The sequence below is a fragment of the Lachnospiraceae bacterium oral taxon 500 genome, assembly GCA_002999035.1.
In the GTDB taxonomy this organism is placed as follows: Bacteria; Bacillota; Clostridia; order Lachnospirales; family Vallitaleaceae; genus W11650.
In genome coordinates, this window is sequence record CP027241.1 from 1442602 (window position 1) to 1464698 (window position 22097).

The following is a 22097-nucleotide window of genomic DNA, read 5'->3' on the forward strand; positions in this document are numbered from 1 at the left end:
CCTTTCTTATCGTTTGATTCGTCCTGCTCCTGCCAAATGCTGCTGCCAGTAGGAGCTTGTCAAGTCGGTATAACCGATCGGGTCGCCTGCATGGTACATACGGTTATTGCCGACATAGATTCCGACATGGGTAATGTATGTTCCGGAATTGTAAGTAGAATGGAAGAATATCAAATCTCCAGCCTTGGCTTCGGATAGAGAGATGTGTTGGGTAGCGTCATACTGTGCCTGTGCGGTTCTTGGCAAAGAGATACCGGCTTTCCCATAGCACCACTGCACCAGTCCCGAACAGTCAAAAGAGGTAGTGGGAGAAGAACCGCCAAATACATATTTCCAGCCCTCATATTTAAGCGCTTCATTCATAATTGCCTGTGCGGTTTCATCATCAAACTGCGATGTCACAAGATACTGTTTAACCAGAGCTACATAAAACATATTTCCATAGCTGTATCGCCAGCCCCCGTTCATAGAGATGGCAATAGAGTTGGGGTAGTCCACCTTTACACCGCCGGAATGCTCCTTTGCAAAGCTCTGCGCCAGTTCAAAGCTGTATTTTTTGCCATGACGGGCGACATAATCTAAAAATCCACCGCCATAGTTATAGGACTGTATGACACAATCGAAATCTACTTCCAGACGCTTACTGCCTGCCAGAAGCTCACTGAAATACTTTACGCCCTGTTTGATAGAGCTTTCCGTATCCAATGAGTTCGGAGGAAGCCCCAGCGATTCCGAAGACTGCATGACATCTTTTGCCGTACCGCCGGATTCCACCTGCATGATGGCAAGCAATACATTTACATATTCACTCACACCATATTCCTTGGCGTATTTTTCTACCATAGGCTTGTGTGCCAGAACCTCCATGGAAACGGTCGCACCGCCAAATTGACTGTTCCCAAATCCGCCATCCTGTTCATCAGAAGATAAAATTGTGATAAACAAAAGTAGCGAGAATACAACTACGAAAAAACAGGAAAAGCCGATGAGAAGATGTTTTAATTTCATGACGGCTTACCTTGGTCTTTTTTTATTCTGGCGGTTTGTAACGGTCTGCTTTTTGTGTTTACAGTCTGTGTTCTTGAAATAACAGGAGCTTGTCTTTTCGCTTTAAGCGGTGTTGAATTTTCTTTTAATCGGCTTGCTCTCTGGACAGACCATTCCTGTATATTTGCTGATTGAAATTCTCTTATCGTTTTTTGTGGTTCTTGTTTCTGAGCCGTTCGTTCCTGCCTAATTATCGGTCTTTCATGGACAGATGAAGCTACGCTGTTCTCTGATTTTGCCATTTCCATCCTCAAACGGCGTTCCGCAATCGTCTGTCGTCTTGCTTCCTGCTCCTGATTGCGTCTGTCTGCTCTGTGTGTTCTTGCCTGAGTGATACCGCCGGTAAAATCATTCATATTTTCTCTGATTTTGTTTTTACCTTGAAAGACGGCATATCTTGCGTTTGTCGGCAGGTCAGTGACCTGTTCCCTGAATTGATTGACAGATGCTGCTATCGTGTCTTTTGTATCGGCTATCGTTCCGACACCTTGTCCGAGCTTTGCTCCCAGTGAAGCCGAATGCTCACTTTGTGGTCGGCTATGGTCGGCTTGTGTTTTCGGAGAATGTGTTAAGCCATCTCTTTTCTGATTTCTTTTTCCGGCAATCGCAGAACCTACTCCATAAGCAGTCATGGAACGACCTAATGTTCTTTGTAGGCGGTGCATTTGTGCGTGCATAAGCATACGGGGTCTTCTCATCATACGGCTTCCGACACCTTGTGAATCATTGCTTTGCAGAGAAAACAGGCTCATCAAGTCACCAAGCTTAAAATAAATGCCTGCAAAGGTCACGATCTGCAAGAAAGCAACCATAAAGAACGGATAACCGGCAGACAGACTGTAAAGCATGGTGGAAATGCTAAAGGCAACAGTAATAATCAATGTAATGCCTGCACGGGTCAGGATGGTATTAAAGAGCTTTGTAATGGCTCTTTTGCTCATGCCCTCAAAGGTCGGCAGCATGCTGAGCAGGAAGCTGACCGGCAGGAACATGGCATAGATGATAAAGAGTATCTGTGAGAAAATCATAATGCCGGTCAGAAGAAAGACAAAGATGGAAATACCAATATTAAAGAAGAACAGGAAAAATACCGTTCCTAACCTGCTGATTGTCTTTGTGATGGTCATATTGGCATTATCTTTATCCTCAATTTCCTCTTTGATGATGTTTTCCCTGTCTTCACCGTTATTGGAATCGGGACTTGTGGACAAAAGATTTTCCACACGGTCGGTGCCAAGACTGTCTATGTCGGTTGTTCCGTACTGGAGCAGCAGCCAGGGCTGTTTCACCTGTATGGAAAACAGGCTGTCCCGGATTAAATCCACACTGTCTTTTCCTTTGGCTTCGGAATCCGGCAAGGTGATTTTTGTGCCAAGCGATAAGCTGGCATTGCTGATGTCCGACGAAAAATCATTGATTTTCGCAATGTAATCCGGCGCATAGGCAATGAAGGAAGCGGACAGGATAAATACCAGTACGAAATTGACAATCGCATGAACCGCCTTTGTCGTTTCTCTTTTGATAAGTCCTGTATAGCTGACATAGATACCGAGTACCAGAATAAAAATCAAAAGAAAACCGACATAAAAGCCCTCTGATGACAGACCGTATGAAGTAACACCGGCTAAGGTCTGCATGTTTTTTCCGATGGCATTCGCCGTGGAAGAAATGAAATCCAAGGAATACGCTTCTTTTACCAAGTAACCTGTGGCGTTTGAGATATACAGACTGATTGTCCAGATGAAATTGGTAATCGCATAAAGTCCATACATGACCTGCTTTCCAATGCCATCTGTCCAGTTCCACGGCAGCCAGTCCCAAGAATTATCGACATAAAAATCAAGCTGGTAGTTTGACAGCGGATATTTGCTGTATTCATTGGCAGTATTGACCGTATCGTCAACCAGTCCTGCGGCGTGTACTACGGTTCCGACCACAGACAGAAATACTAAGGTGGCAATAAGAATCGCACCTGCTATCAGTATGACTTTCCCAATTCGCTTGACTACTTTTGCTATATTTTGCTGTTTCATGCTTACACCTCAATTCTTACCGGCGGTCTGGTATCAAAGGCATGGAGCAGTTCCTCAAACACAGGGTGAAACTGTATCACGCCGACACGCCCATATAAATCACTGATTAGACACTGCCCGTTTTCCAAGTTACGCAGACGCTTTTGGTTGTACTCATCTTCGGGGTCAACCCCAAAGAACGCCAAAGTCTTTTTTATCTCATTGATGTCCGTGGAGCGGAAAGCAAATTTCAGCCCCAGATTATTTTTGAGCTTTTCATCTAAGAGGTCGTCCGTATTTTGTGTCACGAAATAGACACCGGCATTCATGGCACGACCGGCACGCACTAATTTCATGGATAGGGTCTTGCCCTGCGCCACCTGTAAAAAGCTCCATGCTTCGTCCAAGTCCACAATCTTGAAAATGCTTCTGTCCGTATGGATAAAATCCAATGCAAAGGTGCTGATAACAATGAGCATTGCCACAGACAGCAGTTCCATAGTAGTATATTCTTCAAAATCGGTTTCCTTGTCCGGAAGCACCAAATCGGCAACCTGTATGATGTTTAGCTGTTTTTCCAAGCTGATGGACTGTTTTACCTCACCGTCACTAAAGAGAAGATGAGCAAAATCATAGTCGGTAAAACTTTCAATATGCTCTGCAATGCTTGTGGCGGTATCCGTTCCCTCAATTCTCAATTCTTCAATAACCTTTAATAAGCCCCTTACTTCACTGTTTGTTACGGCACGAATGGCTTTTCTAAGGACGGGGAAACGGTCGGAATCACGGGAAGAAATCCCTGTCAAAAAGGTCAATATATCAATCGCAAGAGATTCTGAATCCTTTGGATTTTTCATAATTACATAAGGGTCAAGTAATCCCATGTTTTTCTTTTCAGAGGTCAGATTGACAATATTTATTTCATGAGCGATTTCAGGCAGGGTTTCTTTCCAACTTCCACGTTCCGCTTTCGGGTCAACAATAAGAGCCTGTGCCCCGAAAAGCACCGCATAATAGACAATCAGATTATTGGCAAAGGATTTTCCACCGCCAAGAGAGCCGACAAAAGCGGAAGCCAAGGCATTCGTCACAGAGCCTTTTACTCCCTGTGAAGCAAGAGCCGGTTTCAGATAAACATTTCTTCCCGTATCCAGATTGTAACCGACATAGATTCCGTCTTTTTCCCCAAGCATTTGTGTTGCCCCAAAGCCAAGTCCGGCAAGAAAATCCGAAGTCACATACTGGATATAGTCATTCATATAGCGTTTGCTGGCTGGCAGAAATTCTCCCTGCAAGCCCAACATGTCGCCAAACGGTCGCACCAGCTTTACGCTTAAATCATCGTAAAAATCCTTCACCTCATCACAACGTCGTTTCAGCTCATCCATATCATTAGCGGATACACGCACTACATAGGAGAGCTTATACATGGATTCCTTGCTCTGGTCTAAACTGCTTTCCAGCTCACTGACACTTTCTAAAGCGTCGGCGACATTGGTGCTGGTTTCATTGTCATTCTGCCAAGCGTGGTTATCCAAATCTTTCAGTTCCTTTTTCTTATTTCTGACTGTCCCCAAAGCCTTTTTATTGGCTACAATTTCTACATTCATGGATGTATCAATCGGAAACGTGAATTGCTGTTGCTGATAGTAGAAAATTTCACTTGATGGGAAATCCAGTTCTCCGACAACGCTGTTAATCGTAAAGTAAGCAACGTACACGGTTCTATCTTCCTGTTCCAGTTTCAAATATCGCTGCTTTTCTTCAATCAGGCAACGGGTCGGCTTAATCAGGTCATAGTATTTTACCAGTGTTTCTCCATCCGTCTTTTTCTTTGAAAGATGGTAGGTATAATCTTCATAGGCTGTGCCGGTCTGTCCATAGATGTGTTCAATGAGATAACCGAAATCATCTTTATTTAATGGTCGGATTTTAAATCTTCTTGAAATCTTGTTCGAGAGCAGCTTTTCCATCTTTGAATAGCGTAAAATCTCATCATTGCTCATGCTGACAAAATCGCCCATCAGCTTATGGTTGACATCATAGATAAAATCCAAAGCCGCATTTTTGGCTTCTTTTGTAAATTCCCTGACGGATACATCCTGTTCGCCAAAAAGGAGCTTAAAGCCGATATAAAAGCGGTAATCGACCTGATTTTCTCCAATCATGGAAATCAAAGCCTCTGTCTGCTCATCAATTCTTTTTTCGGCAACTTCTTTTAATTTCCCGACGATTCCCTTTTTGGAATTTTCCTGAATGGAACGTATGCTGGATTCCGTACTGATTTGCAGAGCATGAATTTTCCCGTTACGGTTTTGTGCGATAAGCTGTCTGAAAGAATCATGCACCTGTAATTTTTGCTCAGGGCTTAGAAAAGAATAGTTATAGGGAAGAAGTTCATAGTAGGCAAAGCATTCCCCGTCATTGTTCCAGACCAGATTGTTTTCAATATATTTAATGGGATATTTCATCGTATTCACTCCTGACTGCTGTAATTGCTTCCTGCATATTGTTTTTTCTTAAATGTATGGTTTTGCCTGCATAAGTCAGCTTCGGTCTGAACCAAAAGGAAATTACCGACTTCAAAAATCCGTAAGGCTTTTTTCCGTCGAATGTTTTCTGGCTCATAAACCAAGTCAGGACGACCGGGATTCCAAAATATTTCAGGAATGCCCCATCAATAAAAGACAGTGGCGGAAGATTCCCAAGAAGTATGACTGCAAATACAGACACCACAAACCATGTCATTTGCGTAAAGGTGATAGGGAAAGGCAGCTTAAAGTCATTGATAGAGTAAAGCACCTTTTCCACCGACCAGATATTGGTATAGCTTCGTATTTTTTTCATTTTTATTTCTTTATCCTTTCATAAAAAGGGATAGTTTTTGGACTATCCCCTTAAGTCAAACCAATCTGTCTGTGTCATCAGACATCAGTAGATAATTTCAAAAATCCCACGGCTTGCATGGATAAAAGTTCCTGAAAGCTCTAAGTCACGCCCAAAGGATTCATAATCAATATAGTTTTGCAGACTTGCCGGAACTTCACCAAGCATACCCGTTTCCTCAATGTAGTAGCGTGCCACATCTGCCATATCATCACAGCCGGAATGCAGAATAATATCGTCCTGATGTTCGCTTAATTCTTCAATGCTGGGAAAGTGCGTAAGCAAGGCGGAAAGCTCTGACTGTAATTCTTCGGGCAGATCACATACCAGCTCATAAAGATGGTTCAGTTCTGCAAGGGAGGTGTATTCGTCAATGTCAAAGGGCAGCTCGTAATCATGAATGGCGTATTCCTCATACTCATCATTCAAGCCGATTTTTTCTTTGACTTCTTCAAAATCTACGGGGAGCTTAAACCAAGCTCCCACGAGTTCCCCCTCGTTATATTTGCCGAGGTTGGCAATATATACCTGCATATCGTCCATTCATTTTCCTCCTCTCTAAGCTCCAATAATTTTATTGAACAGCTCCAGTAAAATGTCCTTGACACCGGCTGCGTTGAATACCAGTCCTACTGCAATAATCGCAATGATAAGAAAGCCGATAAGTTTGGAAAATTCACGCTTAAAGCCAAGATATAAGCCAATCACAACAATAGCTAAAAGCACCAGTGATTGTGCGTTCGATAAAAACCAGTTATAAAGATTTTGTCCAAAGTTCATTGAAAAATATTCTCCTCTCTGTTAAAAATGAATTTGTGTCATACAATGACATTTTTGATATTTGCTGACTGTTGTTTGAGAATCTGCTTATGCTTGTCCGTCAGCTTTGCATGTGCAAGCAGAGTATTTACCGTCTGTGTCTGATTGATTTCGTCCAGCTTTAGTGCCACCTTTAAGGTAGGAGCGACCTGACGAGCCAGCCAGTTTAGCGTTCGCTCATAGGTATAGGGTTCCGGTTTTGTCGTGAGTTTTAAGCGGTCACGGTGATTGCCGATAAACCAAGCCCATTCATCATTCAATTTCCAGTCACAGCGAGGTCTGTTATCATCCCTGTCTACAAAACGGATATAGCGGTTGATAATCTTAAAGGCGGTCTGCTCCGGATTGTCAAAGATAAGCAGGTCACGAACGGCATAATAGGCACGCTCATTTTTCAGACGGATTTCAAAGCGGTTTTTCACTTCCGCTTCACGGATGGGAATATGATTCTTCCTGTACTGCTCATAGTCCTTTTCATAAATGCAAAAGTAAACTTCGCTTTGAAGAGAACCAATATAGAGAGTATTTCCCATACATTCCTTTTCATCTTTGCGTACCAGTTCACCGCTTCGGTAGCTTTTGAAACTGCGAAAGACGGAGATACATTCCTCATTCCTGCATTTTTCGGTAAGCATGGGAATATTCAAAATGCCGGTTCTGTCATTGATGGCTAAATCCAGTCGCTTCATCACACCGCCAGCCGATAAGGCGTCCATGAAAAATTCATACCAGCTTCGCTCCTGTGCCAGAAGATAGGCTTCAAACTGTCTGCACCCACGTCCCTTTAGTTCTACCAGCACACCCTTACTAAGCTCCGATGAACAGAGAACAAATATATCTCCTAAAGCGTAATGCTCCGAATAGGAGTAGAAGCCGTAATCCTCATGAAGAAAATAGGACAGCTTTAATCGCAGGATTTGTTCTACCACATATCTGACATCTGTTGTCGGAAAGCGAATCCTTACATAGTCAAAAATAAGCTCAAGCGGAGAGTTAGGATTGAACCGTTCCAAGGTTTCAAAGAGTACATGTTCCAGTTCCTTTGACGGTATGACTTTCCCTGTTTCAATATCACTTAAATACTGCCTTGTAATACCTGCTCCGGTTGCCAGACGGCTCTGTGAAATACCATAAGCCAATCGTGTTTCTTTTATCTTTTCGATATGATTTTCTTTCTCCAGTAAAATCCCTCCTGTCTAAAAAGGCAGATGTCAACTTTGAAAGCTCACTTGACACCTGCCGTAATTTCTATAATCCCTTGTCCTGTAAAGAATAAGAGATGATAAATAAATTGTTTTTTGTCGATTTGTACCCCCCTGTTAGATACGGGGGGTTGAATGGTTGGCGTGGCTGCCGCCACACCAACCGGCAAACCGTCCGCACGGCAAGGCTTACGCTTCGCACGCCTTTTGTGCGTCCTGCCTGCCGTCTGTGAGTTTCCGTATCTCCTCTAAAAAATCATGTCCTTTGGGAACAAGGGGCGTATAAAATTCAGATATGACGCTTGTTCCCACATCAACATAGCCACGCCCTTTGATTTGTTTTGAGAAGAAATCCTTTTGCACATCACTTCCAAACATCATGCCGTATCCCATTTCAGACATACGACCTAAAGCTACTCTGAAATGAAACTGGTCACGGATTCCGTCGCCAAGGTATTTTGCGTCCGGTCTTTGACAGGCTAATATTAGGAAAAATCCTGCCTGACGACCTAACATGACAATCTGCTTTAATTTATTTAAGACGGCAGTATTCTCCTTTGTTCCCAGCATTTCCATAAAAGCGACATATTCATCAAAAATCAGGAAATGAGCCGGAAGCCCCAAGTAGGAATAATTTTCGCCTGTTTTATAGTTTTCCATTTCTTTCATGGCGAGGCTTCGCTTCACCATTTCTTCATAGAATCTGTCAATGCAGGAAAGGATATCTTCCTTTTGAAAATACACCTCTTTCATAACAGAGCCTAAGTCGGCAAGATCGGCATTTTTCGGGTCAAGGATATACAGCTTTGCATTTGTACGGAGCAGGGCTTCAATCAGTGTCAGGATAAAATAGGTTTTACCGCCGCCTGTACCACCGGCAATTAACATATGAGGGAGCTTGTCATATTCCCACCATATATTTTTCATAAGGCGTAGCTTTCCGCTTTTTGCCTGTACCTCGTCAATGGAAATACGATTGGCAATCATGTCATAAAGCAGGGTATATTCCACATAGGAATCTTTCAGCTCCTTTTCGGTCAGCTCACAATATAAGCCGCTCTCCAGCTTTTTCTCCAAATGCAGGAGCTGTTCCTGATACTTGCCCAGCGTAATTTCTACACGTATCTGAATCAGACCGTTTTTCATGCGGTAATAGACTTTCGGGAAGTAGCTTATCTTTTCTCTTGTCCGGCTGGAAGAATCTTTAAAAATCCCCTCTGATTTTACCTGCTTTGCTTCATACCATTTGTTTTCCAGTATCATTCTGGCTAATTTCTGACGATGATAGAGCTGTTTTATCCAGTCATAGCGATAGCGTTTAATCACCAAAACAAGCAGCAGGCAGATAACACCGGAGCTAATACAGCTTATGGAAAGATAGGGAACATTGATTTCACCTGCTTTTGGTAAATGAAAATCCTGCCAGTTTATCTCTGAGATTGTCTTTGCATGAAACAGGGCAACAACAAGAATAAAAACCGGCAGGAATATTGATACGGCTGTATGAAAGACCAAATCCTTATCGCTTGGTCGAATCCGTTTACCGGAAAGAAGCCACTGTTTCATGTGCCTGTTTCTCCTTTCGATTTGCGTTCTTTACCTTACTTTTCAGATATGGGTTCTTTTTTAGGAGCTTCCCTCTTGAAATTTCCTGAATCCTTCGCCGGCACAATATCATCTGCCTTGATATACCAGTCCACCTCTGCTCCCTGAAAGGTTGCGGTCGCTACCGTATCGGCTACCGGATTGATAAGCTCTACATGTGCGTTATAGTCAAATTCTTTCAGCGGAACGCTTGCAGGAATGCTCACCTGAATCATTCGTCCCTGTCCTTTGGATTTGAGGTCATAGGTACGCTCCTTAATTTCTTCCGAAAGCGTGCCATCTTCCTTTTGAATGCGTACCTCACGGCGAAGTGCGGAGAATTTCAACTCTCCAAATGTCGCTTCCTTTTCTAAGACGATACCGTTTGCTAATCTCATTTCTTTTCCTCGCTTTCTATGCCTTTATCATGTCGTCGGCTTCCAGAATGTAATTGGTAAATCCTCGTGTGCCGATTTTATATCCCTCTGCTCTGATACGGGGATGGATGAGTTTTACTTTTTCCTCAAAGGCAAAGTTCTTTTCGCCTGCTTCTGCCGGAAGTATCACGATAATATCGTCTGCTCTCTGCACATCGGAATAGAGGTTGTAGCTTCTTGATAAGACCGTAAGCTGTCCGTTGATTCTTCTTTGTATGACTTTATCCTCACCGGCAAATTCTAAGTTTCCAAAAGTCTTTTCCATGTTGGGAATAACAAATTTTAGTTCCATATTTTTTCGTCCTTTCTGTGATCTATTGATTTTTATGTTTTCAGCGTATCTTTCGTAGGAGAACGACATTTCCTTTCCAAAGTTTTTCTTTCCATCATTATCACGACCTTTCAAATTAAATACAAAAATAGACACCTCATTGTTGAAGTGTCTACCTTTATGAATATTCAATTTGTGCTGGAGGTATCTATTAAATCTTCACCTTTCAAGGAAAATCGTCGTACCAAAGCTCATTCATACGTAGTAAATCAGTAGTAATTTAATTGGTTTTATCCTTGATAAGGTGCAGTGTCTCCAGTGTTTATGCAGATAATTGGGATTTTATGATGTTTTTAATTAAAAAAATGATCGGAATTCCGGTCGGGCTGACACAAAAGGCGATGGGGAAAATGGCGGAATACAATTTTGACCTGTCGGCCGAGCATGAGCTGGCGACGAAGTATCGCGGCAGCAACGATGAAATCGGTGCGATGCTGCGCAGTATAGAAATGATGACGAAAAATGTCAGGACATTAGTTGAGTCGATTTTTGCTAACACCCAAAATGTGGCGGCAACATCGGAAGAATTGACGGTCACAGCCGAAAATACTGCCGGCTCGGCCGGGGAAGTGGCAACGGCAGTCAACAATATCGCGCAGGGGGCAACGGCACAGGCCGAGGATACGCAAAGCGCATCTCAAAGCGTAGAAACATCCGGGCATTTGCTGACGGACATGATTCGGGTTTTACAGGAACTGGTGGCGGTGACCGACACGATTGACCGGAAAAAAGAGGAAGGGAATAAGAGTTTGGCCGAATTGGCGCAGGCTTCCGAGGAAAATAAGCGGGTATCGCATCAAATCGGCGATGTCATTATGGAAAACAGCAAGAGTGCTGAAAAAATCTCAACAGCCAGCGAGATGATTCAGGCGATTTCCGATCAGACTAATTTGCTGGCGCTAAATGCGGCAATTGAAGCGGCCAGAGCCGGAGAAGCCGGTAAGGGTTTTGCCGTGGTAGCCGATGAGATTCGAAAGTTAGCTGAGCAGTCGGCCGGCTTTGCCGAGGAGATCCGCCAGGTGATTGAGGAGCTGAAGAGTAAATCCGAAACAGCGGTGGAAATCATGAAGACGGTCGAAAACGTGATTGCTAATCAGGATAAGAAAATGGAGGAGGCCAGCGATAAGTTTGGTGAGATTTCGCAGGCAGTTGAAAGCAGTAAGCAGATTGTAGCCAATATCAACGCTTCTTCGCAGCAGCTGGAGGCGGAAAACAAAAACGTGGTCAGAGTGCTGGAAAACTTGTCGGCAATTGCCGAAGAAAATGCGGCAACGACCGAAGAAGCGGCGGCCGCGGTTGATTCGCAGACAGAATCTATCCGCAATATTTCCAGTGCCAGCGAGAACCTGTCTGCGATTGCAGTGGAACTTCAGGATGAGGTTTCTAAGTTTAGGTTCTAAAAGAGTTTCCGGGAAAAGTAAATTTATAGGCTGATAGACGCATCAATTTCAGTATAATCATAGGCATAAAACAGCAGGACTTTAGTTGCACAAAAAGAAATTAAACTTTCTTTTTGGATAATAAGTCAGATAAAGATTGTTTTTAATCTTTTTTCATGTTATCATTAATCAGATTTTAATAATCCGCTGGGAACAGCGGATTCACTTTCTTGTGTTTGTCTAAATGTTTAAGTTTGTTTCTTTATCGCTTTTGTTTGGCATTTGATGCCAGTTGATAAAGCAAAAGGTTCACCGGCAGAAAGTGAAAAGGCTGATTTGACAAAGAAAGCTTTTGCAGGCAGATAAGGAGGCGACGGACAATGAAGGCAATCGGTGGACATTCGTGAGGCCGTGTTAGAAACGTAGTCAAAGAGAAATATGCCAAATGAAAATCGGTATCAGGGGGAATTGGTGAAAATCAAGGCATGAAGAAAGGAAAAGGATATGAAAAAAGGAAAAAATGGTTCGATTGGTGTAAGATTAAGCATTATAGTAGCGGTGGCGTTGACGGTTATTTTGGGCTTAAAGACGGTATATGATGCCGTCAATTCCTACAGGACGGAAATGAGCGCCAATGAAAAGATTGAGATGGAGAAGACCAGAAAGCTGGCGCGGGAGGCGGAGGCAGTTTTTGCGTCCATGTATCAAAGTATGAGCGATGTTTATATTATGGTAGATGAATGCTTGAATTTGCCGGTTCAGGATAGAAAGCGAGATTTTATTATCAGCTGTCTGTCGGAGATTACCCAAAAAAATGCGGAAGTCGATGGCTTGGGCGTGATGTTTGAACCGAATAAGTTTGACGGCAAGGATAATACCTACGGCCGGTTTACGGTATATGCTGAATTAGCTGACGGCAACATCAAACTGTTGGACCTTCAACCGGACGGACGTGATTGGTACAATCGGCCGATGAGGGAGAAGAAGGTTATTATTTTGCCGCCGTATGATTACGAGGGACAGCTGCTGACGAGCATGGCTACGCCGATTATCCGCAACGGCGAGGCCATTGGCGTAGTTAGTGTTATTATTAATTTAAACAATTTGCAAAACAGAATCAATGCAATTGAAGGCAATTCGGCCGACAGCGCCAAGCTGATTATTGCCAATGACGGCACGATGGTAGCCAATTCCGTAGATGCCGGTATGAACGCGCAAAACCTGTTGGTCAAATCACCGGAGATCAGAGAATATATCCAGCAGATATCGAATTATCAGGAAGTGAATACGGAAAAGGAATCAACGGTGACGGGAGTTTACTCTAAGATTATTGCCGTGCCGATCAATATTCAGGGGGTGGCTGATAATTGGATGTATCAATCCGTCAACACCATGAGCAGCTTTACCAAGAATGCCAAACACAGTCTGTGGGTGGCGATTGGCGTCAATCTGGGCGTGATTGTGCTGATGATTGTGTTGATATACTTTTTAATTAGAAAAATGATTGGGATTCCGGTTGGGCTGACACAAAAAGCGATGGGAAAAATGGCGGAATATGATTTTGACCTGTCGGCCGAGCATGATTTGGCGGCTAAGTATCGCAGCAACAATGATGAAATTGGTGCGATGCTGCGCAGTATAGAAACGATGACGACAAACCTTAGGACGTTAATTGGATCCATTTCTGCCAATACGCAAAACGTAGCGGCGACAGCGGAAGAATTGACGGCCACAGCCGAAAATACTGCCGGCTCGGCCGGTGAAGTGGCGACGGCGGTTAACAATATCGCTCAGGGGGCAACAGCACAGGCCGAGGATACGCAAAGTGCCTCCCAAAGCGTGGAAACATCAAATCATCTGCTGACGGAAATGATTCAGATTTTGCAGGAATTATCGGCGGCGACCGACACGATTGACCGGAAAAAAGAAGAGGGAAATAAGAGTTTAGCTGAATTGGCGCAGGCTTCCGAGGAAAATAAAAAGGTATCGCATCAAATCAGCGATGTCATTATGGAAAACAGCAAGAGTGCTGAAAAAATCTCGGCAGCCAGCGATATGATTCAGGCAATTTCCGATCAGACCAATTTACTGGCGCTAAATGCGGCAATTGAAGCAGCCAGAGCCGGAGAGGCCGGCAAGGGCTTTGCCGTGGTAGCTGAGGAGATTCGGAAGTTAGCTGAGCAGTCAGCCGGATTTACCGAAGAGATCCGCAAGGTGATTGAGGAGCTAAAGAGTAAATCCGAAAGTGCGGTGGGGATTATGAAGTCAGTTGAAAATGTGATTGCCAATCAGGACGAGAAAATGGCGGAAACCGGCGATAGGTTCAGCGAGATTTCGCAGGCGGTCGAAAGCAGCAAGCAGATTGTGGCTAATATCAATGCTTCTTCGCAGCGGATGGAAGCGGAAAATCAAAACGTAGTCAGAGTAGTCGAAAGCCTGTCGGCGATTGCCGAGGAAAACGCGGCGACGACCGAGGAAGCGGCGGCGGCGGTGGATTCACAGACTCAGTCGATTCACAATATTTCCAGCGCCAGCGAAAATCTGTCTACGATTGCGGTCGAGCTTCAGGACGAGGTTTCCAAGTTTAAGTTCTAAAAGCTTCTGGTTTTTATGAAAAGCAAAAACCCGTTCTTATCAGCCATAGGGCTGAAAGAGCGGGTTTTGTGATGATAGGAATGTTTTATAAATCTTCTGGCTATTTTTTGGGGCTTGTGCTATAATGATTTCAGATTTGACTGATAATAAAACGTTCCAGTTCAGGCAAGCCAGACAAGCCGCTTGTAATTCGCTGAAAGCAAGCTTTCCCGTCGTATCAAGTATCGTGCTTGCCTGAACTGGAAAACAAACTGGGAGGTTTGAGCAAATGGAAGAATCCAAAAACTTTATCGAGCATATTATTGACGCCGATTTGGCGAGCGGCAGGGTGAAAGAGGTGGTTACCCGCTTTCCGCCGGAGCCGAACGGCTTTCTGCATATCGGCCACTGCAAAGCAATCATCACCAATTACAATATGGCCAAAAAGTATAACGGCAAGTTTAATCTGCGCTTTGACGATACGGATCCTTCCAAGGAAAAGATGGAATATGTCGAAAGCATCAAAGAAGATCTGCACTGGCTGGGAGCCGATTACGGCGACCGGGAGTACAAGGCATCATCGTATTTTGATGCGCTGTACGAGGCGGCGCTGCGCCTGATAAAAAAAGGCGTTGCCTATGTCGATGACCTTTCGCCGGAGCAGATTAAGGAATACCGGGGCACATTGACCGAGCCCGGTAAAAACAGTCCCTGCCGCAATCGGTCGATTGAGGAAAACTTAGAATTATTTGAAAGAATGCGTCAGGGCGAGTTCCCGGATGGGGCAAAAGTGCTGCGGGCCAAAGTTGATATGGCTTCGCCCAATATGAATATGCGTGACCCGGCAATTTACCGGATTTTGCACAAAGACCATTATGCTACCGGCGATAAATGGAAGATTTATCCGCTGTATGACTTTGCCCATCCGATTGAGGACGCGGTTGAGGGGGTTACCCATTCCCTGTGTGGCTTGGAATTTGAAGATCACCGGCCGATTTACAACTGGTTCTTAGAGCAGCTGGAGTGGCCGAATGCGCCGCAGCAAATTGAGTTTGCGGAGTTGGCGCTGACCAATACGGTTCTGGGCAAGCGCCGGATTCGGCCTTTGGTGGAGGCCGGTGTCATTGACGGCTGGGATGATCCGCGTCTGGCAACGATTAAGGGTCTGCGCCGCCGGGGTTATACCAAAGAATCGCTGTACAGCTTTTTTGAAATGACCGGACTTTCTAAGAGCAAGAGCTTAGTTGATATTTCCATGCTTGAGCATGCTCTGCGGGAAGATTTGAAGTTAAAAACACCGCGTCTGATGGCAGTGCTTGACCCGATTAAGGTAGTGATTACCAACTGGGAAAAGGGCCGGGTGGAATGGCTGGATGCGCCGAATAATTTGGAAAATGAAGCGCTGGGGCAAAGAAAAGTTCCGTTTACCGGTGAACTTTACATTGAAGCCGAGGACTTTATGGAAGAAGCGCCCAATAAGAAATACAAGCGCTTGGTCAAAGGCGATGAGGTCCGGCTGATGTATGCTTATTTTATTCGCTGTAATGAAGTGGTGCGTGATGAAGCCGGCAATATTGTTGAGCTGCGCTGTACCTATGATCCGGAAACCAAAAGCGGAAGCGGCTTTGAGGGACGAAAGCCGCGTGGTACGATTCATTGGGTTTCGATGACGGAGGGCGTGGAGGTAGAAATCCGGCAGTACGGTTACTTATTTGAAACAACTGAAGAAGGCGAGCCGAAAATCAATGAAAATTCATTGACCGTTTTCCCGCATGCCAAGATGGAGCCGTATATTAAGCAGTTGAAAAAAGAAGATAAGATGCAGTTGATTCGCTTGGGCTATTATAATGTCGATCCTAAGGACAGCAGCCAGGAGCGAATGATATTAAATGAAGCGGTTTCTTTAAAATCATCTTATAAATAAGGGGCTTTCCCATGTTCTGCAAAACTAGAACAGTCTTTTTTAGGCAGACCGCCCGCCCGGGCAGAAGTGCGTAGCACTTCGATCAGGGGAAATTGAGTAAATAAGGGAGCTTTCTCCGGCGGACTGGGCAGCTTGGTGCGCCTGTGCCGAAAGCAAAGTTTCGGTAAAGAAAAGCTGAGTAAATAACAAGAGGCCGCTGGTTTTAAGACGATGAATCAGCGGCTTTTCGACTGTCGGAAGCATAAGTGATAAAAAGCAAGAATTTCGGTCGTATCAAGCCTAAATATCTTTGCCAGAGTTGTAACAGAAAACGAGTGCGACTGAAAAAGGGAGAAAAAAATGAAAGTAATTGAAGTACGCTATAAGGAAAAAGACGAAAAACTGCCGGAATGGCTGTATCGTAAGCAAATGACCTGTCCAGTCTGTAAGCGTACCTTTCTTGACAGTTATCCCCGCTATACGAGACTGCGGGTGGAATATGTGGAACCGGATTTACGGCCGCATTATGTGTCGGATATTTTGCCGTTTGGCTATGATGTAACCGTTTGTTTTAACTGCGGTTACAGTATGCTGACAGACCGTTATGAAGAGGTCGGTGAAAAACAGAGACAATCGTTGCGGGAAAAGATTTTGCCTAAGTTTCAACCCCGGAATTATCCGCTGCTTTTGACTCGCGAGCAGTCGGAGGAGCGCTATAAGCTGGCGCAGCTGTCCGGTCAGGTTATGGACTTAAAGGCTTCCGAATGGGCCTATCTGATGCTGCACATTGCCTGGTTTTATAAAAAGACCGCTGAGGGCGAATGGATGGAGGCGAATGATAAGGTCGATTTGGGGGAGGAAACCCTGAAATATTATAAAGCAGCGGCTAAGAGCTTTGCTGAGGCCTATATCGGCGAAGATTTCCCAATCCGAGGAATGAATGATTTAACCTTGGCTTATTTGGAAGCCGTACTCTTTTACCGGATCGGCAATATGGAAGAAAGCGAAAAATGGCTGCGGGAATGTATGACCAAACGGGAGTTCAGTGCTTATGAAAATAGAAGGGTAAAAGAAAAAGTGCTGGCGCTGAAAGAAATTTTAAGTGCCGAAAGAAAAGCATCAGAATAAAGCTTTTTTAAATAGAGGCAGCGGCAGACTTTGACCGGAAAGCGGCAGGAAGGTGCTGCCCGAAAAAAGAGAATAAATAAAGAAAATATAAAACTGCTTAAAACTTTGAAAATAGAGAAAAAAAGAGAAAAACAAAGAAAAATAAAGAAAAACGGAGATTTCATATATTTTTTGACGTTTTTTGAACTTGCCAATTTCATTGATTTTATATAAACTAAAGACACTTAGCACTCGATGGAAATGAGTGCTAACAAAAAAGAAAAAGCTTAGGAGGAGTTATCATGAATTTAAAGCCACTTACAGACAGAGTTGTATTAAAGCAAGTTGAAGCCGAAGAAACTACGGCATCCGGTATTATTTTAACAGGCGATGCCAAAGAAAAACCGCAGGAAGCGATTGTTTTGGCAGTCGGCCCCGGCGGAATCGTTGACGGCAAGGAAGTAAAAATGGAAGTGAAAGTCAATGACCGGGTTATTTATTCCAAATATGCCGGAACGGATGTCAAGATCAAAGGCGAGGAATTAAAAATTGTTCGGCAGTCCGATATTTTAGCGATTGTGGAAGGCTAAGCCTTTAAAATAAAACAGAACCAAGGCTTTGGAAAGCTGAAGATAACATATCTACTTTTCCCGCATGACCCGGCTGCAGCCGGGAAAAAAGGACGATAAGTCCGGGAAAACGGAATCACATAAAAGCAGGAGGAAAGCAAAATGGCAAAGGAAATTAAGTTTGGAGCAGAAGCAAGAACGGCGCTGGAAGCCGGTGTCAATAAATTAGCCGATACCGTTAAGGTAACACTTGGCCCTAAGGGCAGAAATGTAGTTTTGGACAAAAAGTTCGGTACGCCGCTGATTACCAATGACGGTGTTACGATTGCCAAGGAGATTGAATTGGAAGATTCCTTTGAAAATCTGGGTGCACAGCTGGTTAAGGAAGTAGCCACCAAGACCAATGACGTAGCCGGTGACGGTACGACCACGGCAACGGTGCTGGCGCAGGCCATGATTCGGGAAGGTCTGAAAAATGTAGCTGCCGGTGCAAATCCGATTATTTTAAGAAACGGCATGAATAAGGCTACCAAGTTAGCAGTTGAAGAAATCCAAGGTATGAGCCGGGAACTGGAAGGCAAGGCACAAATCGCCGAGGTAGCCGCTATTTCGGCCGGTGATAAGGCTGTCGGCAGTATGATTGCCGATGCCATGGAAAAGGCATCCAAGGACGGAGTTATCACGATTGAAGAATCCAAGACCATGGAAACCACTTTGGAAGTAGTAGAAGGAATGCAGTTTGATCGGGGTTACTTGTCTTCGTACATGGCTACCAATATGGATAAGATGGTAGCGGAACTGGATAATCCCTATATCCTGATTACCGATAAGAAAATCAGCAACATTCAGGAAATCCTGCCGGTATTGGAAGAAGTAGTGCAGACCGGTGCGAAACTTTTGATTATTGCCGAAGATGTTGAGGGTGAAGCCTTGGCTACCTTGATTGTCAATAAGCTGCGCGGTACTTTCAATGTCGTAGCGGTGAAAGCACCGGGCTTTGGCGACCGGAGAAAGGCAATGCTGGAAGATATTGCCATCCTGACCGGCGGCGAAGTGATTTCCAGTGAGCTTGGCCGTGAACTGAAGGATGCTAAACTGGATATGCTGGGTCAGGCGAAGTCGGTTAAGGTGGAAAAGGAAAATACCATTATCATTGACGGCGCCGGTGATTCGGCTAAGATCAAAGCCAGAGTGGCTCAAATTAAAGCGCAGATTGAAGAAACCACTTCCGAGTTTGATACGGAAAAATTACAGGAAAGATTGGCGAAACTGGCTGGCGGCGTAGCCGTAATTAAGGTCGGTGCAGCCACCGAAACCGAAATGCAGGAGAAAAAGCTGCGGATGGAAGATGCTTTGGCAGCAACCCGGGCGGCAGTGGAAGAAGGTATCGTCGCCGGCGGCGGTTCGGCTTATGTAGCAGCTTCTAAGGCGCTGGCCAAGCTGGTTTCGGAACTGGACGGCGATGAGAGAACCGGTGCTCAGATCGTAGCTAAGGCTTTGGAAGAGCCGCTGCGGCAGATTGTTTCCAACGCCGGTTTAGAAGGTTCGGTGGTGGTCAATAAAGTCAAGGAAGAAAAACCGGGAATTGGTTTTAATGCTTTGACCGAAGAATATGTCGATATGGTTAAAAACGGCATTATCGACCCGACCAAGGTAACCCGGTCGGCACTGCAAAACGCCAATTCCGTGGCTTCTACCTTGCTGACGACCGAAGCGATTGTGGCTGATATCAAAGAACCGGAAGCTGCTCCGATGGGCGGAATGCCTGGCGGCGGCATGGGTATGATGTAAGAAAAGTGTAAGAAAAAGCAAGAAAAAAGAATAAAACCAAAGCACGCAGAGCCTTTCGGCAAAGCGTGCTTTTTGCTGCGGTTCAGGTCAGAAATGCTATCCGTTTTGCGGCTGGCGGAAGTTGAAATACATGCTTCGGGTTGCGTTCAGAACGGCGAGGATGGTTACGCCGACATCCGCAAAAACGGCGGCCCACATATTGGCGAATCCGAGAGCACCCAAAATTAGAACCAGACTCTTGACACCGATAGCGAGCCAAATATTCTCTTTGACAATGCGGAGGCATTTTCTGGAGATGCGGATGGCCATTGGGATTTTATAAGGGTCATCATCCATCAGGACAACGTCTGCCGCTTCGATTGCGGCATCGCTGCCTACACCGCCCATTGCAATGCCGATATCAGCCCGGGACAGAACCGGCGCATCATTCATTCCGTCGCCGACGAAAGCCAGCCTTTCTCTTTTATTTTTTCTGGCTGCAAGCAGCGTTTCCACCTTGCTGACCTTATCCTGCGGCAGAAGTTCGCTGTGGATTTCATCAACTCCCAGCTGCCGGCCGACACCCTCGGCCACATCTTTGGTATCGCCGGTCAGCATAATGGTTTTGCGTACGCCATGCTTTTTCAGTTCCTTGATGGCGGCCCGGCTGTGTTCTTTGAGCGCATCGGCAATCACGATATGTCCGACATAGGTACCGTTGATGGCGACATGAATAATCGTGCCGATATGGTCGCAGGGCTTCCATGCCGCACCGATGGAATCCATCATTTTGGAATTACCAACGCAGACCGTATCGCCGTTGACCGCCGCCCGGATGCCGTGTCCGACAATTTCCTCTACATTTTCCACGCTGCAGCTGTCTTGTTCATTCGGATAGGCATCGCGCAGCGATTGGGCAATCGGATGAGTTGAGAAGCGTTCAACATGAGCGGCTAAATGGAGCAGCTTTTCCTGATCAATGATTTCGGGGTGGATGACGGTGACACGGAATGTTCCCTTTGTCAGGGTGCCGGTTTTGTCAAACACAATGGTTCTGACCTCCGACAGTGTCTCCATATAATTGGAGCCTTTGACCAGAATGCCCTGTTTGCTGGCGCCGCCAAGTCCGGCAAAAAAGGACAGCGGGATGGAAACGACCAGTGCGCAGGGACAGCTGATAATCAGAAAGGTAAGTGCCCGGTAAAGCCACTCGCCCCACAGCGGCCGGCCGCCGGTCAGTGTCAGAAATACCGGAGGAAGAATGGCAAGCGCCGCGGCAGCATACACTACGATCGGGGTGTAAACCCGGGCAAACTTGGTAATAAAATCTTCCGACTTGGATTTGCGGGAACTGGCATCCTCAATCAGTTCCAGAATCTTAGATGCGGTTGATTCGCCGAACTCTTTGGTTGTCCTGACCTTGAGCAGTCCGTTTAAATTGATGCTGCCGGAAAGAATCTCGGAGCCTTTTTCCACGTCTCGGGGCAGAGATTCGCCGGTCAGCGCGGCTGTATTCAGGGAGGAACGCCCGGTCAGTACGATACCGTCCAGCGGCACTTTTTCACCGGGTTTAATGACAATGACGGAACCGATTTCGACATCATCTGGGTCGACCTGCGTGAGTGTTCCGCCAGCGTCCTCGATATTAGCATAATCCGGTGCAATATCCATCAGATCGGAAATGCTCTTGCGGCTTTTGCCGACCGCATAACTCTGGAACCATTCGCCCACCTGATAAAAAAGCATAACAGCAATCGCTTCCACATAGTCGCCGCTCCGATAAAGAGCAAGAACAATGGCGCCGACAGTCGCGATTGCCATCAGCAGGCTTTCGTCAAAGGGCTGCCGATTGACGATCCCTTTCCCGGCCTTGATTAAGATGTCATATCCGATCAGCAGATACGGAATCAGATACAGGCCGAACTTTACCGTTCCCTGCGCCGGTACAAAATGCAGGATAAGCATTAGGGCTGTCGTGCTGCCGATCCGGATCAGATTTTTCTTTTGTTTTTTATTCACGCTGGTTCACCCCTTATGATTATTCATAAAAAACCTCGCAGTCAGCTTCTACTTTCTTGCAGTTGTTTCTGACATTTTTCATAACTTCCGTTTCATTTGCTCCGTCTTCAAACTCGACTTTCATTTTCAAGGTCATAAAGTTTACGGCCACGTCCTTAACACCGGCTGTTTTCTTAGCTGCTAATTCCATCTTGTCGGCGCAGGCGGCGCAGTCAACATCAATTTTATAGCTTTTCTTCATGATAATCTCTCCTTTCGGCGGCGGATTATATTTTATAATTAAGCAATCATTTAATTGTTATCTATATATTAACCTACATTGTAATGATTGTCAATATCATTTTAAAATTTGATGATACAGAGATCATACAGTTTTAAGATAGATGCTCGTAGTTTACTTTCAGCAAATTATGAGTACAGGCGTTAAACCACTATGTATTGATATTTCCTATGAAAGT

The 22097-nt window shown here is 45.0% G+C and carries 19 protein-coding genes; 7 read left to right on the plus strand and 12 right to left on the minus strand.

Features of this window, described 5'->3' with window-relative positions:
- Positions 1-6: 6 nt before the first annotated feature.
- The 10 genes from C3V36_06580 to C3V36_06625 form a co-directional block, all read right to left on the minus strand.
- Positions 7-1008: a peptidase P60 gene (locus tag C3V36_06580; protein ID AVM68929.1), complete on the minus strand. Its 1002-nt coding sequence runs from the start codon at positions 1006-1008 to the stop codon at positions 7-9.
- Positions 1005-3080, minus strand: a complete 2076-nt coding sequence (locus C3V36_06585) for a hypothetical protein (GenBank protein ID AVM68930.1) — start codon at positions 3078-3080, stop codon at positions 1005-1007. Before C3V36_06585 ends, C3V36_06580 begins: the two co-directional genes overlap by 4 nt.
- Before the next feature lie 2 nt (positions 3081-3082).
- On the minus strand, positions 3083-5530 hold the full coding sequence (locus C3V36_06590; GenBank protein ID AVM68931.1) for an ATP/GTP-binding protein: 2448 nt from the start codon (positions 5528-5530) through the stop codon (positions 3083-3085).
- Positions 5514-5906, minus strand: coding sequence for a conjugal transfer protein (locus C3V36_06595; protein AVM68932.1), 393 nt, complete (start codon positions 5904-5906; stop codon positions 5514-5516). Before C3V36_06595 ends, C3V36_06590 begins: the two co-directional genes overlap by 17 nt.
- 84 nt (positions 5907-5990) lie before the next feature.
- Positions 5991-6488, minus strand: coding sequence for an antirestriction protein ArdA (locus C3V36_06600; protein ID AVM68933.1), 498 nt, complete (start codon positions 6486-6488; stop codon positions 5991-5993).
- Between the two features lie 15 nt (positions 6489-6503).
- Positions 6504-6725, minus strand: a complete 222-nt coding sequence (locus C3V36_06605) for a hypothetical protein (protein ID AVM68934.1) — start codon at positions 6723-6725, stop codon at positions 6504-6506.
- A 38-nt stretch (positions 6726-6763) separates the two neighbouring features.
- A complete protein-coding gene (locus tag C3V36_06610; GenBank protein ID AVM68935.1) occupies positions 6764-7951 on the minus strand; it encodes an XRE family transcriptional regulator in 1188 nt (395 codons plus the stop codon).
- Between the two features lie 204 nt (positions 7952-8155).
- A complete protein-coding gene (locus tag C3V36_06615; protein ID AVM68936.1) occupies positions 8156-9532 on the minus strand; it encodes a DNA translocase FtsK in 1377 nt (458 codons plus the stop codon).
- 35 nt (positions 9533-9567) lie between these two features.
- Positions 9568-9948 carry a DUF961 domain-containing protein gene (locus C3V36_06620; GenBank protein ID AVM68937.1) on the minus strand — a complete coding sequence of 127 codons (381 nt, stop codon included), beginning with the start codon at positions 9946-9948 and terminating at the stop codon, positions 9568-9570.
- 16 nt (positions 9949-9964) lie between these two features.
- A complete protein-coding gene (locus tag C3V36_06625) occupies positions 9965-10279 on the minus strand; it encodes a DUF961 domain-containing protein (protein AVM70469.1) in 315 nt (104 codons plus the stop codon).
- 323 nt (positions 10280-10602) lie between these two features.
- On the opposite strand from C3V36_06625, the gene C3V36_06630 reads away from it, so the two are divergent.
- From C3V36_06630 to groL, 7 genes are all read left to right on the plus strand, one after another.
- The gene (locus tag C3V36_06630) at positions 10603-11718 is read left to right on the plus strand and encodes a hypothetical protein (protein ID AVM68938.1); all 1116 of its coding nucleotides are present in this window, start codon (positions 10603-10605) and stop codon (positions 11716-11718) included.
- 483 nt (positions 11719-12201) lie between these two features.
- On the plus strand, positions 12202-14292 hold the full coding sequence (locus C3V36_06635) for a methyl-accepting chemotaxis protein (protein AVM68939.1): 2091 nt from the start codon (positions 12202-12204) through the stop codon (positions 14290-14292).
- Positions 14293-14560: 268 nt separating this feature from the next.
- Positions 14561-16195, plus strand: coding sequence for a glutamine--tRNA ligase (locus C3V36_06640; protein AVM68940.1), 1635 nt, complete (start codon positions 14561-14563; stop codon positions 16193-16195).
- A gap of 339 nt (positions 16196-16534) precedes the next feature.
- Positions 16535-17302: a hypothetical protein gene (locus tag C3V36_06645; GenBank protein ID AVM68941.1), complete on the plus strand. Its 768-nt coding sequence runs from the start codon at positions 16535-16537 to the stop codon at positions 17300-17302.
- A gap of 30 nt (positions 17303-17332) precedes the next feature.
- Complete coding sequence (locus tag C3V36_06650; GenBank protein ID AVM68942.1) at positions 17333-17515, plus strand: hypothetical protein; 183 nt, start codon at positions 17333-17335, stop codon at positions 17513-17515.
- Positions 17516-17583: 68 nt separating this feature from the next.
- Positions 17584-17871: a co-chaperone GroES gene (locus C3V36_06655; protein AVM68943.1), complete on the plus strand. Its 288-nt coding sequence runs from the start codon at positions 17584-17586 to the stop codon at positions 17869-17871.
- A gap of 141 nt (positions 17872-18012) precedes the next feature.
- The gene (gene groL / locus C3V36_06660; protein AVM68944.1) at positions 18013-19641 is read left to right on the plus strand and encodes a chaperonin GroEL; all 1629 of its coding nucleotides are present in this window, start codon (positions 18013-18015) and stop codon (positions 19639-19641) included.
- A 96-nt stretch (positions 19642-19737) separates the two neighbouring features.
- Here groL and cadA read toward each other — a convergent pair whose 3' ends face one another.
- Both cadA and C3V36_06670 read right to left on the minus strand, forming a co-directional pair.
- Complete coding sequence (cadA, locus tag C3V36_06665; GenBank protein ID AVM68945.1) at positions 19738-21639, minus strand: cadmium-translocating P-type ATPase; 1902 nt, start codon at positions 21637-21639, stop codon at positions 19738-19740.
- Positions 21640-21658: 19 nt separating this feature from the next.
- On the minus strand, positions 21659-21880 hold the full coding sequence (locus C3V36_06670) for a hypothetical protein (GenBank protein AVM68946.1): 222 nt from the start codon (positions 21878-21880) through the stop codon (positions 21659-21661).
- Between the last annotated feature and the right edge of the window lie 217 nt (positions 21881-22097).

Coding starts and splice junctions, on each gene's coding strand:
- C3V36_06580 (AVM68929.1), bottom strand. CDS start 1,008: ATGAAATTAAAACATCTTCTCATCGGCTTTTCCTGTTTTTTCGTAGTT.
- C3V36_06585 (AVM68930.1), bottom strand. CDS start 3,080: ATGAAACAGCAAAATATAGCAAAAGTAGTCAAGCGAATTGGGAAAGTC.
- C3V36_06590 (AVM68931.1), bottom strand. CDS start 5,530: ATGAAATATCCCATTAAATATATTGAAAACAATCTGGTCTGGAACAAT.
- C3V36_06595 (AVM68932.1), bottom strand. CDS start 5,906: ATGAAAAAAATACGAAGCTATACCAATATCTGGTCGGTGGAAAAGGTG.
- C3V36_06600 (AVM68933.1), bottom strand. CDS start 6,488: ATGGACGATATGCAGGTATATATTGCCAACCTCGGCAAATATAACGAG.
- C3V36_06605 (AVM68934.1), bottom strand. CDS start 6,725: ATGAACTTTGGACAAAATCTTTATAACTGGTTTTTATCGAACGCACAA.
- C3V36_06615 (AVM68936.1), bottom strand. CDS start 9,532: ATGAAACAGTGGCTTCTTTCCGGTAAACGGATTCGACCAAGCGATAAG.
- C3V36_06620 (AVM68937.1), bottom strand. CDS start 9,948: ATGAGATTAGCAAACGGTATCGTCTTAGAAAAGGAAGCGACATTTGGA.
- C3V36_06625 (AVM70469.1), bottom strand. CDS start 10,279: ATGGAACTAAAATTTGTTATTCCCAACATGGAAAAGACTTTTGGAAAC.
- C3V36_06630 (AVM68938.1), top strand. CDS start 10,603: ATGATGTTTTTAATTAAAAAAATGATCGGAATTCCGGTCGGGCTGACA.
- C3V36_06635 (AVM68939.1), top strand. CDS start 12,202: ATGAAAAAAGGAAAAAATGGTTCGATTGGTGTAAGATTAAGCATTATA.
- C3V36_06640 (AVM68940.1), top strand. CDS start 14,561: ATGGAAGAATCCAAAAACTTTATCGAGCATATTATTGACGCCGATTTG.
- C3V36_06645 (AVM68941.1), top strand. CDS start 16,535: ATGAAAGTAATTGAAGTACGCTATAAGGAAAAAGACGAAAAACTGCCG.
- C3V36_06655 (AVM68943.1), top strand. CDS start 17,584: ATGAATTTAAAGCCACTTACAGACAGAGTTGTATTAAAGCAAGTTGAA.
- groL (AVM68944.1), top strand. CDS start 18,013: ATGGCAAAGGAAATTAAGTTTGGAGCAGAAGCAAGAACGGCGCTGGAA.
- C3V36_06670 (AVM68946.1), bottom strand. CDS start 21,880: ATGAAGAAAAGCTATAAAATTGATGTTGACTGCGCCGCCTGCGCCGAC.